The organism is Ruegeria sp. MALMAid1280 (assembly GCF_049195285.1).
Taxonomy (GTDB): Bacteria; Pseudomonadota; Alphaproteobacteria; order Rhodobacterales; family Rhodobacteraceae; genus Ruegeria.
The window spans coordinates 151,963-168,262 of the sequence record NZ_JBMIRT010000041.1; the positions used below are offsets into that span (position 1 = coordinate 151,963).

At 58.5% G+C, this 16,300-nt stretch carries 18 protein-coding genes; 4 read left to right on the top strand and 14 right to left on the bottom strand.

Annotation, left to right across the window (positions count from 1 at the left end; translation table 11 throughout):
* Positions 1 to 142: 142 nt before the first annotated feature.
* Both ccrA and ACOQFT_RS06905 read right to left on the bottom strand, forming a co-directional pair.
* On the bottom strand, positions 143 to 1,429 hold the full coding sequence (gene ccrA, locus ACOQFT_RS06900; RefSeq protein ID WP_421597212.1) for a crotonyl-CoA carboxylase/reductase: 1,287 nt from the start codon (positions 1,427 to 1,429) through the stop codon (positions 143 to 145).
* 112 nt (positions 1,430 to 1,541) lie between these two features.
* On the bottom strand, positions 1,542 to 2,930 hold the full coding sequence (locus ACOQFT_RS06905) for a 1-acyl-sn-glycerol-3-phosphate acyltransferase (RefSeq protein WP_421597213.1): 1,389 nt from the start codon (positions 2,928 to 2,930) through the stop codon (positions 1,542 to 1,544).
* Positions 2,931 to 3,074: 144 nt separating this feature from the next.
* Here ACOQFT_RS06905 and ACOQFT_RS06910 point away from each other — a divergent pair, with 144 nt between their 5' ends.
* The 3 genes from ACOQFT_RS06910 to deoD all read left to right on the top strand — a co-directional run bounded on the left by ACOQFT_RS06910 (position 3,075) and on the right by deoD (position 6,211).
* Complete coding sequence (locus ACOQFT_RS06910) at positions 3,075 to 5,042, top strand: methylmalonyl-CoA mutase family protein (protein ID WP_421597214.1); 1,968 nt, start codon at positions 3,075 to 3,077, stop codon at positions 5,040 to 5,042.
* A 123-nt stretch (positions 5,043 to 5,165) separates the two neighbouring features.
* Entirely contained in the window at positions 5,166 to 5,483 is a 318-nt protein-coding gene (locus tag ACOQFT_RS06915) for an H-NS family nucleoid-associated regulatory protein (protein WP_421597215.1), read from the top strand.
* A gap of 14 nt (positions 5,484 to 5,497) precedes the next feature.
* Positions 5,498 to 6,211 carry a purine-nucleoside phosphorylase gene (gene deoD / locus ACOQFT_RS06920; RefSeq protein ID WP_421597216.1) on the top strand — a complete coding sequence of 238 codons (714 nt, stop codon included), beginning with the start codon at positions 5,498 to 5,500 and terminating at the stop codon, positions 6,209 to 6,211.
* 260 nt (positions 6,212 to 6,471) lie between these two features.
* On the opposite strand, the gene ACOQFT_RS06925 is transcribed toward deoD, so the two are convergent.
* The 11 genes from ACOQFT_RS06925 to ACOQFT_RS06975 all read right to left on the bottom strand — a co-directional run bounded on the left by ACOQFT_RS06925 (position 6,472) and on the right by ACOQFT_RS06975 (position 14,991).
* A complete protein-coding gene (locus tag ACOQFT_RS06925; protein ID WP_421597217.1) occupies positions 6,472 to 6,618 on the bottom strand; it encodes a hypothetical protein in 147 nt (48 codons plus the stop codon).
* A gap of 137 nt (positions 6,619 to 6,755) precedes the next feature.
* A complete protein-coding gene (locus tag ACOQFT_RS06930) occupies positions 6,756 to 7,535 on the bottom strand; it encodes a succinate dehydrogenase iron-sulfur subunit (protein ID WP_421597218.1) in 780 nt (259 codons plus the stop codon).
* 85 nt (positions 7,536 to 7,620) lie between these two features.
* A complete protein-coding gene (locus ACOQFT_RS06935) occupies positions 7,621 to 8,652 on the bottom strand; it encodes a polysaccharide pyruvyl transferase family protein (RefSeq protein ID WP_421597219.1) in 1,032 nt (343 codons plus the stop codon).
* 141 nt (positions 8,653 to 8,793) lie between these two features.
* Positions 8,794 to 10,602 (bottom strand): succinate dehydrogenase flavoprotein subunit, encoded by a 1,809-nt coding sequence (gene sdhA / locus ACOQFT_RS06940; protein ID WP_421597220.1) that lies wholly within the window; start codon positions 10,600 to 10,602, stop codon positions 8,794 to 8,796.
* Positions 10,603 to 10,627: 25 nt separating this feature from the next.
* Positions 10,628 to 10,999, bottom strand: a complete 372-nt coding sequence (locus ACOQFT_RS06945; RefSeq protein ID WP_421597221.1) for a succinate dehydrogenase, hydrophobic membrane anchor protein — start codon at positions 10,997 to 10,999, stop codon at positions 10,628 to 10,630.
* A gap of 11 nt (positions 11,000 to 11,010) precedes the next feature.
* Positions 11,011 to 11,394 carry a succinate dehydrogenase, cytochrome b556 subunit gene (sdhC, locus tag ACOQFT_RS06950; protein WP_421597222.1) on the bottom strand — a complete coding sequence of 128 codons (384 nt, stop codon included), beginning with the start codon at positions 11,392 to 11,394 and terminating at the stop codon, positions 11,011 to 11,013.
* A gap of 213 nt (positions 11,395 to 11,607) precedes the next feature.
* A complete protein-coding gene (locus ACOQFT_RS06955; protein ID WP_421597223.1) occupies positions 11,608 to 12,270 on the bottom strand; it encodes a DUF1194 domain-containing protein in 663 nt (220 codons plus the stop codon).
* Between the two features lie 55 nt (positions 12,271 to 12,325).
* Entirely contained in the window at positions 12,326 to 13,354 is a 1,029-nt protein-coding gene (locus tag ACOQFT_RS06960; protein WP_421597224.1) for a MaoC family dehydratase, read from the bottom strand.
* Complete coding sequence (locus ACOQFT_RS06965) at positions 13,354 to 13,560, bottom strand: DUF1737 domain-containing protein (protein ID WP_170327177.1); 207 nt, start codon at positions 13,558 to 13,560, stop codon at positions 13,354 to 13,356. The genes ACOQFT_RS06960 and ACOQFT_RS06965 overlap by 1 nt, the downstream gene beginning before the upstream one ends.
* Positions 13,561 to 13,572: 12 nt before the next feature.
* Complete coding sequence (locus ACOQFT_RS06970) at positions 13,573 to 14,127, bottom strand: NnrU family protein (protein WP_421597225.1); 555 nt, start codon at positions 14,125 to 14,127, stop codon at positions 13,573 to 13,575.
* A gap of 6 nt (positions 14,128 to 14,133) precedes the next feature.
* Positions 14,134 to 14,991, bottom strand: coding sequence for an HpcH/HpaI aldolase/citrate lyase family protein (locus tag ACOQFT_RS06975; protein WP_421597226.1), 858 nt, complete (start codon positions 14,989 to 14,991; stop codon positions 14,134 to 14,136).
* A 169-nt stretch (positions 14,992 to 15,160) separates the two neighbouring features.
* Between ACOQFT_RS06975 and ACOQFT_RS06980 the strand changes: the two genes are divergently transcribed.
* Complete coding sequence (locus ACOQFT_RS06980) at positions 15,161 to 15,460, top strand: hypothetical protein (protein WP_421597227.1); 300 nt, start codon at positions 15,161 to 15,163, stop codon at positions 15,458 to 15,460.
* Here the strand turns inward: ACOQFT_RS06980 and ACOQFT_RS06985 are convergent.
* The gene (locus ACOQFT_RS06985) at positions 15,457 to 16,212 is read right to left on the bottom strand and encodes a sulfite exporter TauE/SafE family protein (RefSeq protein WP_421597228.1); all 756 of its coding nucleotides are present in this window, start codon (positions 16,210 to 16,212) and stop codon (positions 15,457 to 15,459) included. The genes ACOQFT_RS06980 and ACOQFT_RS06985 overlap by 4 nt on opposite strands.
* Positions 16,213 to 16,300 lie beyond the last annotated feature (88 nt).

Sequence of the window (16,300 nt, forward strand, 5' to 3'; positions counted from 1 at the left end):
GCCATTCACTGGTTTCTACTCCCCAAAAACAGCGGGATCACCGCAGATAAGTCACTGAAAAGAATAAGCCTATGCATCAAAAAGCAGCGCCCGCGAGCCGATAAACCGATTCGCGGGCGCCAGAGATTTATTTACCTGCGATTCAACCGCGGGCGTCGAGAACCTCTTCCAGAGTGCGCATACCGGTCTGCGGGGCCTGAACCAGCACCGACATGTTGCCCGGCTTGTGCTCGTTCCGCATCATCTTCATGTGCGCTTCGGGCAGTTCCTTCCAGGAGAACACTTCCGACATGCACGGGTCCAGGCGGCGTTCGACCATCAGCTTGTTCGCCGCCGCTGCCTGTTTGAGATGCGCAAAATGCGACCCCTGCAGGCGCTTCTGGTGCATCCACATGTAGCGCACGTCGAAGGTCAGGTTATAGCCGGTGGTGCCGGCGCAGATCACGACCATGCCGCCCTTTTTCACCACGAAGGTGGAAACCGGGAAGGTGCTTTCGCCCGGGTGTTCGAACACCATGTCGACGTTCACGCCCCTGCCGGTGATGTCCCAGATGGCCTTGCCGAACTTACGGGCCTCTTTGAACCACTCGGCATATTCCGGCGTGTTCACCGTGGGCAGTTGCCCCCAGCAGTTGAAATCCTTGCGGTTCAGAACGCCCTTGGCGCCCAGACCCATGACGAAGTCACGTTTGCTTTCGTCCGAGATCACGCCGATCGCGTTGGCGCCTGCGGTGTTGATCAGCTGGATCGCGTAGGAGCCCAGACCGCCCGACGCGCCCCAGACCAGAACGTTCTGGCCCGGCTTCAGGTCATGCGGCTCGTGACCGAACAGCATCCGGTAGGCGGTGGCCAGCGTCAGCGTGTAGCAGGCGCTTTCCTCCCAGGTCAGGTGCTTGGGGCGCGGCATCAGCTGCTGGGCCTGAACGTTGGTGAACTGCGCGAACGATCCGTCCGGCGTCTCATAGCCCCAGATCCGCTGGCTGTCCGAATACATCGGATCGCCGCCGTTGCAGTGTTCGTCGTCGCCGTCATCCTGATTGCAGTGGATGACAACCTCGTCACCGACTTTCCACCGGGTTACTTTCGAGCCCACCGCCCAGACGATGCCGGACGCATCCGAACCGGCGATGTGATAGGGGGCCTTGTGGCCGTCAAACGGCGAGATCGGCTTGCCCAGCGAGGCCCAGACACCGTTGTAGTTCACGCCCGCGGCCATCACCAGCACCAGCACCTCGTGGCTGTCCAGCTCGGGGACGTCCACCACTTCCTGCACCATCGCGGTGTCCGGTTCGCCATGGCGTTCCTTGCGGATCGCCCATGCGTACATTTTCTTGGGCACAAACCCCATCGGAGGGATTTCACCCATCTCATAGAGGTCTTTTTCCGGCGCGTCGTAAGACGCGATACCGCTGTCGGTGTCCAGAGCCATGTTGGCCTCCTTTATTCAAACTGATTGCCGCGATGCAGAATCGCGGACTCTAACCGATGAAATATTGGTCACAGAGAAATATTGCAACATATTTTGAGTGTATTTTGAAATTTTATGACCCAGCGGGCGCAGAAATTTTCTTTGCGTGCGCAGCAATGTCCGTTTTCGCGCCCAGCGGTGCCGAGGCCGCGTAGTAGTCAAGCAGGTCAACCCTTTGACCTGACAGGGATATTTTTCCACCCTCGCGCCGCAGAATGCGCCGTTCGACCAATTGTTGGATGCCAGCCTCAATTACGCTTCGGTCCAAAGGCGTGGATATTCCGTTGCGTCGCAATAGCTGATCGATCTGATGCACCAGGTCTTCTTCGGCGACCTCACCCTTTTCGCGCACCAGCCAGCACGCGGCAGGCACCGGAACCAGCGGAATCGCCGCCTTAATACCCGTCATCAGATCGCGGGCCAGATCTGCCATCAGGTTGTCTTCGTGTTCCGCGCGGAACGCCTGCAGCGAAACAGGTTGCCCATACCGAACCGAAGCCACGCCGAATCGCTGATACCGCCCAACCAGCCGTCGTCCGATCTGTTTGAGGATCCACCACGTGATCACCCCGATCCGAGCGCGAAACCTGCGTTCATTGCCCAAGGCAGCCTTGGTGAGGATCGTATCCTCAAGAACACGGTCATAATTCAGGGCAACTGGCACAAAGACCACATCGCGCCCGTCGGGAACACTTGCATCGATTATGTATTTCAGCAGGCCCAGCTTGGGCCGCCCCAGCGCGCCGGTCAGGCTGAGACCGCCCTCGGGGAACATCGCCTGCGTCACACCCGCTTCGGTCGCGTGGCGGACGTAACAGGCCAGCACCTGCCGATACAGCTCACTGCCCGATTTTCGGCGGATAAAGTAAGCCCCCATCGCCCGGATCAGGCGGCTGAGCGGCCAGACCCGCGCCCATTCACCCACCGCATAAGACAGGGCCGATTGCTGCGCCGCCAGATAGGTAACCAGCACATAGTCCATGTTGCTGCGGTGGTTCATGACGAACACGACGGTGGCATCTGGGTCGATATCCGCAATGGCCTTTTCATCCACATAGCTGAGCCGCACATTGTAGAACGCATTGCTCAGCATCCGGGTCAGACGAATGGCGACACTGAAATAAGCCACCGCTGAAAACGACGGGACAATCTCGCGCGCGTAACGGCGGGCAGTTTCGAAGGCCACGGCCTCGGGCACGCGCTCTTCGCGCGCAAAATTCTGAACGGCCTGCCCGACCTGCGGGTCATAGATCAGCCGCTGGATCATGTCGTGGCGCCGCGCCAGCTTGAACGGTTGAATGGGCCGCTGCAGACGTTTGTTCAGGCGTTTGACCGCGCGCTCAAGACGACGGCGGAAAAACCAGCGCACCGATGGGAACAGAAAATGCGAGGCCAGCGTGACCGCGGCAAACACCAGGATCAGCAAAAACAGCCAAAGCGGAAGCTCCACGGTCTGAGTCATGCGCGCACCCTGCCACCAAACCGTGACACCTACAATCTGAAGAACCACATATGCCGCGATGCAGCGAATTGACATATCCCGAAAATTGCGCTTTAGAACGCTTGAACGTAATTTTCTTGCCCACGCACAGCACGAGGTCCCGTTATGACGCAGACGCAGAAAGATCGCCCCTGGCTCATCCGAACCTATGCCGGTCATTCCACCGCCAAGGCGTCAAACGCGCTGTATCGTGGGAATCTGGCCAAGGGTCAGACGGGCCTGTCGGTGGCCTTCGACCTGCCGACGCAGACCGGTTACGACAGCGACCATACACTGGCGCGGGGTGAGGTCGGCAAAGTGGGCGTGCCGATCAGCCATCTGGGCGACATGCGGGTTCTGTTCGACCAAATTCCGCTGCAGCAGATGAACACCTCGATGACGATCAACGCCACGGCCCCTTGGCTGCTGGCGCTGTATATCGCGGTGGCCGAGGAGCAAGGCGCGGACGTGTCCAAGCTGCAGGGCACCGTACAAAACGACCTGATCAAGGAATACCTGAGCCGCGGCACCTATGTCTGTCCGCCGAAACCGTCGCTGAAGATGATCGCGGACGTGGCCGAGTATTGTTATACCAACGTGCCCAAATGGAACCCGATGAACGTGTGTTCCTATCACCTGCAAGAGGCCGGCGCCACGCCCGAGCAGGAGCTGGCCTATGCGCTGGCCACCGCCATCGCCGTACTGGACGAACTGCGCCCCCGCGTCCCGGCCGAGGATTTCCCGGCGCTCTGTGGCCGGATTTCATTCTTTGTGAATGCCGGCATTCGCTTTGTCACCGAGATGTGCAAGATGCGCGCTTTCGTGGACCTGTGGGATGAGATTCTCAAAGACCGCTACGGCGTCGAAGACCCCAAGTTCCGCCGCTTCCGCTATGGCGTTCAGGTGAATTCGCTGGGCCTGACCGAACAGCAGCCGGAAAACAATGTCTACCGCATCCTGATCGAAATGCTGGCCGTGACCCTGTCGAAAAAGGCCCGTGCCCGCGCGGTGCAGCTGCCTGCGTGGAACGAAGCGCTTGGCCTGCCCCGCCCGTGGGATCAGCAATGGTCGATGCGGATGCAGCAAATCCTGGCCTATGAGACCGACCTGCTGGAATATGGCGACCTGTTTGACGGCAACCCGACCGTGGACGCCAAGGTCGAAGAGTTGAAAGAGGGCGCGCGGGCCGAATTGGCCAACCTGGATTCGATGGGCGGTGCGGTTGCCTCGATCGAATACATGAAATCGCGTCTGGTCGATTCGAACGCCGAACGCCTGAACCGGATCGAACGCAATGAAACCGTCGTTGTTGGCGTGAACAAATGGACTGAGGGCGAGGTTTCACCGCTGCAAACCGAAGATGGCGGTATCATGGTCGTCGATCCGGCGGTGGAACAGGAACAGATCGCGCGGTTGAACGAATGGCGGTCTGAGCGTGACGACGCAGCCGTTGCGGCGGCTCTGGCTGCACTGCGCGCGGCAGCACAAACCGGGGCCAATGTCATGGAACCGTCGATTGCCGCCGCCAAAGCCGGTGTGACCACCGGCGAATGGGCCGAGGAAATGCGCAAGGTCTACGGCACCTATCGCGGACCGACCGGTGTTTCGGGTTCGGTGTCGAACAAGACCGAAGGTCTGGACGACCTGCGCGCCGCCGTTGATGCGGTCAGCGACAAGCTGGGCCGCCGTCTGAAGTTTTTGGTCGGCAAACCGGGTCTGGACGGTCATTCCAACGGCGCCGAACAGATTGCCTTCCGCGCCCGCGATTGCGGCATGGATATCAGCTATGAGGGCATCCGCCTGACACCCGAGGAGATCATTGCAGCCGCGATCGAGGACAAGGCCCATGTGATCGGTCTGTCGATCCTGTCCGGCAGTCATATCCCGCTGGTTCAGGATGTCATGACCCGCCTGCGCGAGGCCGGTTTGACTGATATTCCCGTGATCGTCGGCGGGATCATTCCCGATGAGGATGCCGAAAAACTCAGTGCAATGGGTGTTTCCAAAATCTATACACCCAAGAATTTTGAGCTGAACGCAATCATGGGCGACATCGTGACTCTGGTCGATCCACAAAACATTGCGGCCGAATAACGGCCGCTTTTTCATTGCCTCCTCCAAATCCATTGCCTTTGAGAAAGGGATAGATAAAAACCGAATGTGAACTTACGGTGGGCCATTACGCCCATTCGTGGCGCTTTCGGAATGGAGAAAGAAATGGCGATCAGCCTCGAGAAAATGTCGCGCAAAGAACTGCTGGAATTGCGTGATCAGGTGGAAAGCGCACTCAAAAGCGCAGAAAAACGCGAACGTAAAGAGGCGCTGAAAGCCGCTGAAAAAGCCGCTGCCGAATTTGGATTTTCTCTTTCGGAACTCTCGGAAGGCGCAGCAAAACCGGCCAAGGCCTCTAAAACCAAGGCAAAATACAAAAACCCGGCCAACCCGGAACAAACCTGGTCGGGCCGCGGGCGCAAACCGCAATGGGTTCATGATGCCTTGAATGCCGGGGCGGATATCTCGGATTTTGAAATCTGACGGGAAATAAAAATATGACAATTCATATCGGTGCCGAAAAAGGTGAAATCGCTGAGACCGTTTTAATGCCCGGTGATCCCTATCGGGCGAAATGGGCAGCAGAGACGTTTTTGCAAGATGCCAAGCAAGTCAATAACGTACGCGGTATGCTGGGTTTTACCGGAACCTGGAATGGAAACCCGGTCACCATTCAGGGCAGCGGCATGGGGATGCCGTCCCTGTCGATCTATGCCAATGAGCTGATCCGTGACTATGGCGCCAAAACCCTGATCCGCATCGGTTCGTGCGGCGGAATGCAGGACAGCGTCAAAATCCGCGATGTGATCCTGGCAATGACCTCGACCACGCTCAGCACACCATCGCGCGGCATCCTGAAAGAGCTGAACTTTGCGCCCTGCGCCGATTGGGGCCTGCTGCAAGCCGCAGCCAAGGCTGCCGAAGCCAATGGTACGCCCACCCATGTTGGCGGAATTTATTCGTCGGACGTCTTCTATGACGAACGCCCCGATCTGAACGAACAGATGGTGCGGCACGGCATTTTGGGGGTCGAGATGGAGGCCGCCGAGCTATACATCCTCGCCGCACGCCACAACTGCCGGGCTTTGGCCGTTCTAACCGTGTCCGATCACCTGCTAACCGGTGAGGCGCTGGCATCGTCGGAACGCGAAAGCAGCTTTGGCGACATGATCGAGATTGCCCTGCAGGCCGCTTTTCCCGACGCCGCATAAACAAAAACAGGGCGTGACATCGCCCTGTTGTTTACTGTTTGCCCTGCAGACAGGTTGTCGGAGAGGTCACCCCCTCTTGCCGCGCCCCACAATAGGCGCAAATCCAGACACCTTCCTTACGATGCTGCCGCCATCGGCAATCGCGCGTCAAAGAGGACGTCCGCGACCGCCAGATGAAATAGGCGAACACGCCGGCGGCCAGTAAAAGAAACAGAATGGGCATGTCTATGCATTGCCCAATCTCTGCGTAAATTCAAGCGTCAGGCTGCGTTTGCGTATTCGAACAATTCAGGTTCGTGCTGCTCGTCGGAAACCTGTACTGCCTCTGGCGTGTAATAGGCCCAAGCCTGTTCCAACAAAGCCAGAGCTTCGGCTGCCTTGGTGTTTTCTGCTTTTTGATCTTGCATCGGAGCGATCCCGTTTCGGTTCCATCACTCCTCCCTGCCGGCAAGCTAAACCTGAACAGGACAGTTTGCATTGCATAGTTTTGCAAACTTGCCATGCACTCGCCGCAACGCGGCAAGTGCTGTCTTTTGGACGTTGCTTAAACGCCGCGGTCGATCATCATCTTTTTGATCTCGGCAATCGCCTTGGCCGGGTTCAGACCCTTCGGGCAGGTCTTGGCGCAGTTCATGATCGTGTGGCAACGATACAGCTTGAACGGATCTTCCAACTCGTCCAGACGCTCGCCCGTGGCCTCATCGCGACTGTCGATGATCCAGCGATAGGCGTGCAACAGCGCGGCGGGCCCAAGATAGCGGTCACCGTTCCACCAGTAGCTCGGGCACGAGGTCGAGCAGCTGGCGCACATCACGCATTCATAAAGACCATCCAGTTTCTTGCGGTCTTCGATCGACTGCTTCCATTCTTTCGCGGGGCGGTTGGTCTTGGTTTCCAGCCACGGCATGATGCTGGCATGCTGGGCATAGAAGTGGGTCAGATCGGGGATCAGGTCCTTGACCACCGGCATGTGCGGCAGCGGATAGATTTTCACGTCGCCCTTGATCTCGTCCATGCCATAGATACAGGCCAGCGTGTTGATCCCGTCGATATTCATCGCACAAGAGCCACAGATGCCTTCGCGGCACGACCGGCGGAAGGTCAGGGTCGGGTCGATCTCGTTCTTGATCTTGATCAGCGCGTCCAGAACCATCGGCCCGCAGCTGTCCATGTCGACGAAATAGGTGTCGAGCTGCGGGTTTTTGCCGTCTTCCGGGTTCCAGCGGTAGATCTGGAACTTCCGCACATTGGTCGCGCCTTCCGGCTTGGGCCAGGTTTTGCCCGTCGTGATGCGCGAATTCTTGGGGAGGGTCAGTTGTACCATTTCTACACCATAGACGTTGATAGGTTCATTGCGATAGGCTCTGCTTTTTTGGCAAGCGGGCGAAGAGCTGATCCGGGAAGTCTGTTCATCCGAACACCGCCTCAGCTACATCCCTTCTGTATTTTTGCCGCAATTCATCAATCAAAAACAGACGTGAAGGGTTATCCCGCAGGATCAGGTCAGTTTCAAAGCAGTGCTCGACAACCCTGGAAAAAAACGCTGCGTCGTCCTCATCCAGAGCTTCGAAATACCGGTCCGACTGACCGAGCATCTCAAAAAGGGTGCGCTTCTTGAAATCACCCCCTGTGCCACGTTGCATTGTTTGGGTGCGGCCCATGCCTATCACCGGCACGCCAAGAACAAAGCTGTTGATGGCAAAATGATAGGTATCCGTAATTACAAACCTGGACTTCGCAATTTTTTGCCGCATCTTTTCGAACTCGGAATCCGCGTTGTGTGGTTGTAGGCGGAACCAATTCTCAACGTGGGTAGGTTTAAGGCCTGTCGCTGCCTCTATCTGAGAAATCAGCGTGTCGATGCCCTGAAATCCCGAGCGCCCAAAAAAATATGAAAACGTGTTTTCAGTTTCGCCTTTGCGACCATCCAGAAGGAATGCGCAGTCCATACCTTGACGGATTTTGTTTAACGTTCCGAATTCAAAAAAGCGCGAAAGGTTCCGCGTTGAAAACGGATCCCGCGGAAGAAACGCTGTGAATTCCTGGGCCATGCGCTGTAGCGGCGGAACGAACTTATTTCGCCGGCGCGTGAAGTCATGTTGAAAATTATTCCCGACAGAAACGACACGGGCCTGAGCAGGGTTGTCACGGAACGTGAACAGGTCCTGCCATCGTTCGTAACCGGCATCCAGACTTGCTGAAAACCCAAGCCTTGTATCTTTCTTCGAGAAATCCTGAGCCCCGTAAACAGGGTTGTTCAGAAAATCTCCCCAGAACACGATGTGCGAGTAGTCATCCAGCTGAGACCTGTTTTCCAGTAACGAGATATTGCGACCTGCTATTGCGCCTTTTCGTCCAGCAGGCAGTTGAGCACAAAGCAGATCAAAGTCGCAGTCGTATTGAGAAAAAAAGGAAACCGCCGCAGAGTCGACACTGTGCATACCCGCATTCCGAGGGTTTGAAGCACAAACAACTGCTACCTTTGGCCGGGGCAGTCCCCTTGTTGCTGCAACTGAGTCCAACTTCACTTCCTATCGTTCGCTGCGCCCGTCCGACATAACGGATCAGGTGCATCGTTCACCTTAGAACGTCCGCGCCTTGGGCGCGATTTTCTTGAGGCTGATGCCGCCTTCGTCTTCGGTGGTCAGCGGATCGACAATGACAGGACGATAGCTGAGGTCGACCTTGTTGCCCTCAACCCGCGACACGGTGTGAACGCGCCAGTTTTCGTCATCCCGCTCGGTGAAGTCCTCATGCGCGTGGGCACCGCGGGATTCCTTGCGCGCCTCAGCCCCGACAATGGTGGCCAGAGCGCTCGGCATCAGGTTGGTCAGCTCCAGCGTCTCCATCAGGTCGCTGTTCCAGACCAACGAGCGGTCGGTGACTTTCAGGTCGTCCATCTTGGCGGCAATTGCCGTCATCTTCTCGACGCCTTCGGCCATGGTCTTGGCGGTGCGGAACACGGCCGCGTCTTCCTGCATGGTTTTCTGCATCTCAAGCCGCAGATCGGCGGTCGGAATTGCACCGCTGGCGTTGCGGACCGCGTCAAAGCGGTCAAATGCCTTGTCGACCGACGCCTGGTTCAGAACCGGGTTCGGCGCTTTCGCGTCAACAACCTCACCCGCCCGGATTGCAGCCGCACGGCCGAACACCACGAGGTCGATCAACGAGTTTGACCCCAGACGGTTGGCTCCATGAACCGACGCGCACCCGGCCTCACCCACGGCCATCAGGCCCGGCACAACTCCGGTCGGGTTGTCGGCGGTGGGATTCAGAACCTCACCCCAATAGTTGGTCGGGATACCGCCCATGTTATAGTGCACGGTCGGCAGAACCGGGATCGGTTCCTTGGTGACATCGACACCCGCGAACACGCGCGCCGATTCCGAAATCCCCGGCAGACGCTCGGCCAGCGCCTCGGCGGGAAGGTGGCTGAGGTTCAGGTGAATGTGGTCACCGTTTTCGCCATGGCCACGACCCTCACGGATTTCCATGGTCATCGAGCGCGAGACATAGTCGCGCGGTGCGAGGTCCTTGTACTGAGGCGCGTAACGCTCCATGAACCGTTCGCCTTCCGAGTTGGTCAGGTATCCGCCCTCACCACGCGCGCCTTCGGTGATCAGGCAGCCCGATCCGTAGATGCCCGTCGGGTGGAACTGAACGAACTCCATATCTTGCAGCGCAAGACCCGCACGGGCCACCATGCCGCCACCGTCACCGGTGCAGGTATGGGCCGAGGTCGCGCTGAAATAGGCGCGGCCGTAGCCACCGGTCGCCAGCACCACCATCTTGGCGTTGAACACATGCATCGTGCCGTCGTCCAGCTTCCAGCAGACAACACCCTGACACTGCCCATCCTCGGACATGATCAGGTCGATGGCGAAATATTCGATGTAGAACTCAGCGTTGTTCTTCAGCGACTGACCATACAGCGTGTGCAGGATCGCGTGGCCGGTCCGGTCGGCGGCGGCACAGGTCCGCTGCACGGCGGGGCCTTCGCCAAATTCGGTGGTGTGGCCACCGAAGGGACGTTGATAAATCTTGCCTTCTTCGGTCCGGCTGAAAGGCACACCGTAGTGCTCCAGTTCATAGACCGCTTTGGGGGCTTCGCGCGCGAGGTATTCCATCGCGTCGGTGTCACCCAGCCAGTCCGAGCCCTTGACGGTGTCATACATATGCCACTGCCAATGGTCCGGGCCCATGTTGGAAAGCGATGCGGCGATGCCGCCCTGCGCCGCAACCGTGTGCGAACGGGTCGGGAAAACCTTGGTCACACAAGCCGTGCGCAGGCCCTGTTCCGCCATGCCCAGCGTCGCCCGCAGACCTGCACCACCAGCACCTACGACGACAACGTCGTATTCGTGGGTTTCATATTCATATGCTGCTGTCATTGTTCTTGTTCCTTACCGCGCATCATCACAGGGCCAGCTTGACCAGGGCAAAGAGCCCAGCCGCCATCAGCGTGTAGCCCAGGGCCCACATTGCCGCGAGAGAGATTTTTTCCATCACCCCGTGCACATAGTCCTCAATCGCTTCCTGCGCCTCGTACATCAGTTGCAGCAGGCCCACGACCAGAGTGAGCGCCGTGACAAGCGCCGGGAACGGACGGCTGAAATAGGCCACCACCTCTTCGTGGGTTCCACCAATGCCAGCGCCGAAGGTGAAGATGAAAACCGGAATCAACACGGTCAGGATCATCGCCCGAATCATGACCCGCCAATGGGTGAGTGTACCGGATTTGCCTGCGCCCAGACCCTGCGCGCGCTTGCGGTCAGTCAGATATTGCATGTGCCGTCTCCTTAAACCGCAAGTACGGTGATCAGGGTCAGGACGGTCGCACCAACGAACATGCCCAGCCCCAGTTTCTCGGCGGTCTCGATGTCAAGGCAGTAGCCGAAATCCCAGATGACGTGCCGAAGGCGACCCAGCGTGTGATACCACAGTCCCCAGGTCGCAGCCGTCAGGATGAGGTCACCGAACCAGCTGCGCAGAAAACCGTCGATCCCCGCAAATGCGCTTTCCGAAGTCGATGCGGCCAGCAGCCACCAGACGACCAGAATGGCAACGGCGAACACCCCGATCCCGGTCAGACGAACCATGATCGAAGACATGGACGTCATCTGGGGGCGATAGATCATTATATGTGGCGAGAGCGGGCGGTTGCCCCGATTGACATCGGCCATGTCGGCTCCTCTTTCGTTGGCTACCCGTCGTTTTACCTGTTTTTGCCAATCTGTCACGTGCTGCGGGCGCAAAAACAGGTAAAATGAGTACAAAACCGCAGATTTCGAAACAATGTGATCACACAAAATATTACCGTGATCACAAAACTTATACAGTCAAATCAATGTTAGCGTCCCAAAGCCGCAATCTTTGTGATCACGAATCTGCGGCGCTCACTCCAAAGCGGCGGATTGCTGGGTCACTTCGCGCAACAGCTTTTTTCGGATCCGTTCGGGATAGTCTGCAAAACCGGCGGCCGAGACGACAAAGGCCCCTTCGCCAACGATGACGTTTTCAAAGAAATAGGCAGTCAGGTCGGGTTCGCTTTCCTCGATTGCGATGGCGTTGACCGTGATACCCCTAGTGCGCAACACGCCATGGACCTCGGACGGTTCCAGCCCTTCGTTCGACACCCCGTCGCCCGAAATATCGATCAGGTGCCGTTTGCACTCGGACACGTTGTCAAAGCTGGACAGGATCATCTCAAGCGCCTCGCCAATTGCGGTCGAGAAGTTGCGCCAGACGCGGGGGTCGGCAGCAACCTGATCTGCAAACCGCTCGAGCGTGTCGAAACTGTCGATCCGGGTCCACGGGATCGTCACCTTCTGGCGCGAGGCTCCGGTCCACTGAACCAGCATCACCTGCGCCTGACCGCGCACCAATGCCTCGGACACAAGCGGGTCGCGCAGTCCAGCGGCCAGGCCATCCATCTGAATCCGGTACTCGCTGGTATCGACCGACCCGGACACATCCACCGCCAATGCCAAAGCAAGATCACACGCCATCGCAGGAGGCGTCAGAAACAGGCAGGCAGCGAGGGAACGGATCAGGACCATGCCCGCAGCCTAGCATGATTGCTGCAGGCTGCGATCAAATCAATGTGCGGCGCTGTCAGATCGGCATCAGCGCCCAGTAATCCAGGTCCAGCAGAACGTCCGGCTTGTAGCGTCCGTCTTCGCCCTTCAGTTCAAAGGGTGCGCCGCCCTTGGTGGCGACCAGACGCAGGCGAATGGCACCGACGCCGGGCACGCCGGTCTCGGCCTTGTCCATAACCTCGGACCACGCCTTGATCGTATCGCCCGAGAAGCAGGGGTTGGCATGTGCTCCGCCGTTCAGGCCCACGATCATCTGCGCATTGGCCAGACCGTTGAACGACAAGGCCCGCGCCATCGAGATCACGTGACCGCCATAGATCAACCGTCCATCGGGGCGGAAGGTCAGGTCGAAATGCACCTTGGCGGTGTTCTGCCAAAGGCGGGTGGCCAGCATATGCTCGGCCTCTTCGACGGTCACACCATCGACGTGGTCGATGGTTTCGCCGGTCTCGTAATCGCCCCAGCGATGGGCTTCACCGGACTGGACAAAATCATAGTTCGAGAAATCGAGGCCCTCGGGCACCACCAAATCGCCCGGCTCCAGCACCTTTTTCAGGTCCGGCACCGCCGCCTCGGGCGCGGGAGCGTCGATATTCGCTTTGCGCACCATCACCCAGCGCACATACTCGATGACCACCTCATCACGCTGGTTCAAGCCGCGCGTACGCACCCAGACCACGCCGGTCTTGCCGTTCGAGTTCTGCTTGACCCCGATCACTTCGGACTCGGACCGTAGCGTGTCACCGGAATAGACCGGTTTCAGCCAGCGCCCCTCGGCATAACCCAGATTGGCAACCGCGTTCAGCGAGATATCGGGAACGGTTTTGCCAAACACCACATGGAACGCTGCCAGATCGTCGATCGGACTTTGCGGCAGGCCACAATTCCGGGCAAACTCGTCCGAGGAATACAGCGCGTGTCGCGCCGGATAGAGCGCGTGATACAACGCACGCTCGCCGTCGGTTACGGTGCGCGGCACCGCGTGTTGCAGCACCTGCCCGACGGAATAATCCTCGAAAAAGCGGCCCGGATTGGTTTTTGCCATTATTGCTGTCCAAGTTTCATTTCAGGGGAATAATCGGCCTCGACCTCTTTGGTCACGGCCTGCGCACAGCGCATCATGCGGCTGTTTTCGTCGTAAGCATAGGACGGGTCGCCATACAGCTCCCATCCCTTTGCCAGCGCATCCGACACCTTGTGGCAGAAGGCGGATGTGTCTTCCTCGGTCAACAGACGATAGAGTTTTGCCATGGTGCCTGATCCTTATGACGGGAACGGGGACGGGCCGACCAGCCCGTGAATGTAACCGATGATCCCGAACAGCACGATCGAGGCGACAAAGAACATCGCGTCCTTGCCATAGGTGCCGGGCTCAGCCGGGGTCCACTCGGGTTCGGCGCGGTTGATCACGGCCACCTCGACCATGGCCCACAGGAACAGACCGCCGAACAGGATGATCGAGGCCAGATCGCCATTCACCAGCAGATGCGCAAAGGCCCAGGCACGGAAACCGGCCAGCATCGGGTGGCGCATTTTGTTCAGCAGGCGGCCTTTCCGGCCGGCGGGGCTCATCATGAAAATGGCGATCAGCACCAGCAGATTGTTGATGTGGATCATGAAGGAGGGCGGCGACCAGACATGGATGAAATCGGTCATGCGATAACCGAAGATCATCAGCAGCACTGCCGCGACCAGCGCCAGCGCCACCGCGCCCTTGCCGCCGTTGCCCATGGCCGCGCGTTGCGCCGGCATCACGCGTTTGAACAGGTGGGCGGCCCACCAAAGCGCCACCCCAAGGATCAGAAGAACAAAGCCCATGCTGGCTTACCCCGCTTGCAAAGCTGAAATCGCCTCCGCTTTTGCCAGAATTTCGCGGGCAGTTACAACATGCAGATTTTCAACAATCTTCCCATCTACGACAGCAATGCCCTGCCCCTGTGTCTCGACCTCTTCAAAGGCTGCAATCTGGCGGCGGGCCAAGTCGATTTCCATATCCGACGGGGCATAGGCCGCATTGGTAATGTCGACCTGTGCCGGGTGGATCAGGGTCTTGCCATCAAAACCCATGTCACGGCCCTGCTCACATTCGGCAGCCAGACCTTCGCCATCCTTGAACGCGTTATAGACGCCATCGACAATAATCAGACCTTCGGCCTTGGCGGCCAACAGGCACAGACCCAGCGAGGTCATCATCGGCAGGCGGTCGGGACGGAAGCGGGTTTGCAATTCCTTGGCCAGATCGTTGGTGCCCATGACGAACCCGGCCATCAACGGGTGCGCTGCGATCTCGGGCGCGTTCAGCATCCCGCGCGGGGTTTCCATCATCGCCCAGATCGGTAGGTCGCCGGTGATTGCGGCCAGCGCATCCACGTCAGCAGCGGAGTTTACCTTGGGCAACAGCACCACGTCCGCATCCATCTCGCGCACCGCTTCGGCATCGGCGCGGCCCCATTCGGTATCCAACCCGTTGATGCGCACGATCTTGACCCGCGAGCCATAGCCCCCGGCCGACAGAGCCGCCTTGAGGGTTTCGCGCGCATTGGGTTTTTCATCCGCCGAAACCGCATCTTCAAGGTCAAAGATGATCGCATCCACAGGCAAGGTGCGCGCCTTGTCCAGCGCCCGATCGCGCGAGCCCGGGATATAGAGAACGGAACGATAGGGGCGCTGACGGGTGTCCATTGGCCTCTCCCTTTGAAAGAATATTGCGCGGAATGGGCCACTTTTTTCCGGAAAGTTCAAGAGGAAAATTGCCGCAATGCAGCATACCCAACGCAACGCACGGAGTTTTAACCGGATTTCTGTCCCCCGCCCGCACCCTGTTTGCAGATGGAATCGAGAGGGGTGAGAGATGAAAAAGACGCTTTTTAAAATGACGATGGGCCTGGGACTCATGGTTCTGGCGGCGCAACAAGTGCATGCCCGCACCTGTGCCCCGCGCGAAGATGTGGTCAAACGGCTGGCCGAGGCCTATGGCGAGACGCGCCGCGGCATCGGCATCGCGCGACAGGGTACGGTGATGGAGGTCTTTGCCTCGGATCAGACCGGAAGCTGGACGATCACGGTGACCCTGCCCGACGGAATGACCTGCCTGATCGCCTCGGGCCAAGCCTATGAACAGATGGCCGAGGCGCTGCCCCCCAACGTCTAGGTCAGCGCATCCCAGATCAGTTTGCTGCCGGTGATGGTCAGCAGCACATAGGCGATGCCAAAGAACAGGCGCTCGGACAGCATGAAATGCGCCCGGACGCCCAGCCAAGCGCCAAGGATGGCAAACGGGGCCAGCAGCAAATCCGCCAATGCGGTGTGCCAGGTGAACAGGCCCAGATAAGCGTAGGGTATGAACTTCGCGCCATTGATGACCCAGAAGACCAGCACCGTGGACGCCTGAAACTCAGTCTTCGACAATCGTTGCGACAGAAGGTACACGGCGGCAGGTGGGCCGCCCGCGTGGCTGACGAAACTGGTAAAGCCCGCGACCAGACCCGCAAACAGCCCGGCAGGGGATGGCAGGCGGTTGGCAAAACCACGGATCAAGCCCTTGCTCTGCGCCATATGCCAGATCACGAAACCGACCGATATCCCGCCGATCAACAACCGCAACAGGTCGTCATCCGTTACGCGATAGAGCCACGCGCCCAGCGCAACACCCGGCACTGCACCCAGGATCAGCAAGCGGGAATCCGGCCAGCTCCAACGTTTCCAGTACGGCCCCAGAGTGGTCACATCGATCACCATCAGGATCGGAAGCATCAGCGCCAACGCCTGTCCGGGCGTAAGGATCAAGGCCAGAATCGACGACGACGCAAAGGCCACACCCGAACCAAACCCACCCTTTGAGATACCGGCAAAGATCACCGCAGGGATCCCCACAGCAAAAAACATCAGGTCCAATTCGAACATGTGGCATCCCGTGAATAGGCTTGTCTAACAGGCCGTTTAGCGCAATCACCAGACATAGTGCAAACTGTATGCGGTTGTATGCCACGCT

Bases quoted from the DNA above. Each gene is read 5' to 3' on its own strand.
- ACOQFT_RS06935 (WP_421597219.1), bottom strand. From the start codon at position 8,652: ATGCACAGTGTCGACTCTGCGGCGGTTTCCTTTTTTTCTCAATACGAC.
- sdhA (WP_421597220.1), bottom strand. From the start codon at position 10,602: ATGACAGCAGCATATGAATATGAAACCCACGAATACGACGTTGTCGTC.
- ACOQFT_RS06930 (WP_421597218.1), bottom strand. From the start codon at position 7,535: ATGGTACAACTGACCCTCCCCAAGAATTCGCGCATCACGACGGGCAAA.
- ACOQFT_RS06915 (WP_421597215.1), top strand. From the start codon at position 5,166: ATGGCGATCAGCCTCGAGAAAATGTCGCGCAAAGAACTGCTGGAATTG.
- ACOQFT_RS06975 (WP_421597226.1), bottom strand. From the start codon at position 14,991: ATGGACACCCGTCAGCGCCCCTATCGTTCCGTTCTCTATATCCCGGGC.
- ACOQFT_RS06955 (WP_421597223.1), bottom strand. From the start codon at position 12,270: ATGGTCCTGATCCGTTCCCTCGCTGCCTGCCTGTTTCTGACGCCTCCT.
- ccrA (WP_421597212.1), bottom strand. From the start codon at position 1,429: ATGGCTCTGGACACCGACAGCGGTATCGCGTCTTACGACGCGCCGGAA.
- ACOQFT_RS06970 (WP_421597225.1), bottom strand. From the start codon at position 14,127: ATGGGCTTTGTTCTTCTGATCCTTGGGGTGGCGCTTTGGTGGGCCGCC.
- ACOQFT_RS06945 (WP_421597221.1), bottom strand. From the start codon at position 10,999: ATGCAATATCTGACTGACCGCAAGCGCGCGCAGGGTCTGGGCGCAGGC.
- ACOQFT_RS06980 (WP_421597227.1), top strand. From the start codon at position 15,161: ATGAAAAAGACGCTTTTTAAAATGACGATGGGCCTGGGACTCATGGTT.
- ACOQFT_RS06960 (WP_421597224.1), bottom strand. From the start codon at position 13,354: ATGGCAAAAACCAATCCGGGCCGCTTTTTCGAGGATTATTCCGTCGGG.
- sdhC (WP_421597222.1), bottom strand. From the start codon at position 11,394: ATGGCCGATGTCAATCGGGGCAACCGCCCGCTCTCGCCACATATAATG.
- ACOQFT_RS06925 (WP_421597217.1), bottom strand. From the start codon at position 6,618: ATGCAAGATCAAAAAGCAGAAAACACCAAGGCAGCCGAAGCTCTGGCT.
- deoD (WP_421597216.1), top strand. From the start codon at position 5,498: ATGACAATTCATATCGGTGCCGAAAAAGGTGAAATCGCTGAGACCGTT.
- ACOQFT_RS06910 (WP_421597214.1), top strand. From the start codon at position 3,075: ATGACGCAGACGCAGAAAGATCGCCCCTGGCTCATCCGAACCTATGCC.
- ACOQFT_RS06965 (WP_170327177.1), bottom strand. From the start codon at position 13,560: ATGGCAAAACTCTATCGTCTGTTGACCGAGGAAGACACATCCGCCTTC.
- ACOQFT_RS06985 (WP_421597228.1), bottom strand. From the start codon at position 16,212: ATGTTCGAATTGGACCTGATGTTTTTTGCTGTGGGGATCCCTGCGGTG.
- ACOQFT_RS06905 (WP_421597213.1), bottom strand. From the start codon at position 2,930: ATGACTCAGACCGTGGAGCTTCCGCTTTGGCTGTTTTTGCTGATCCTG.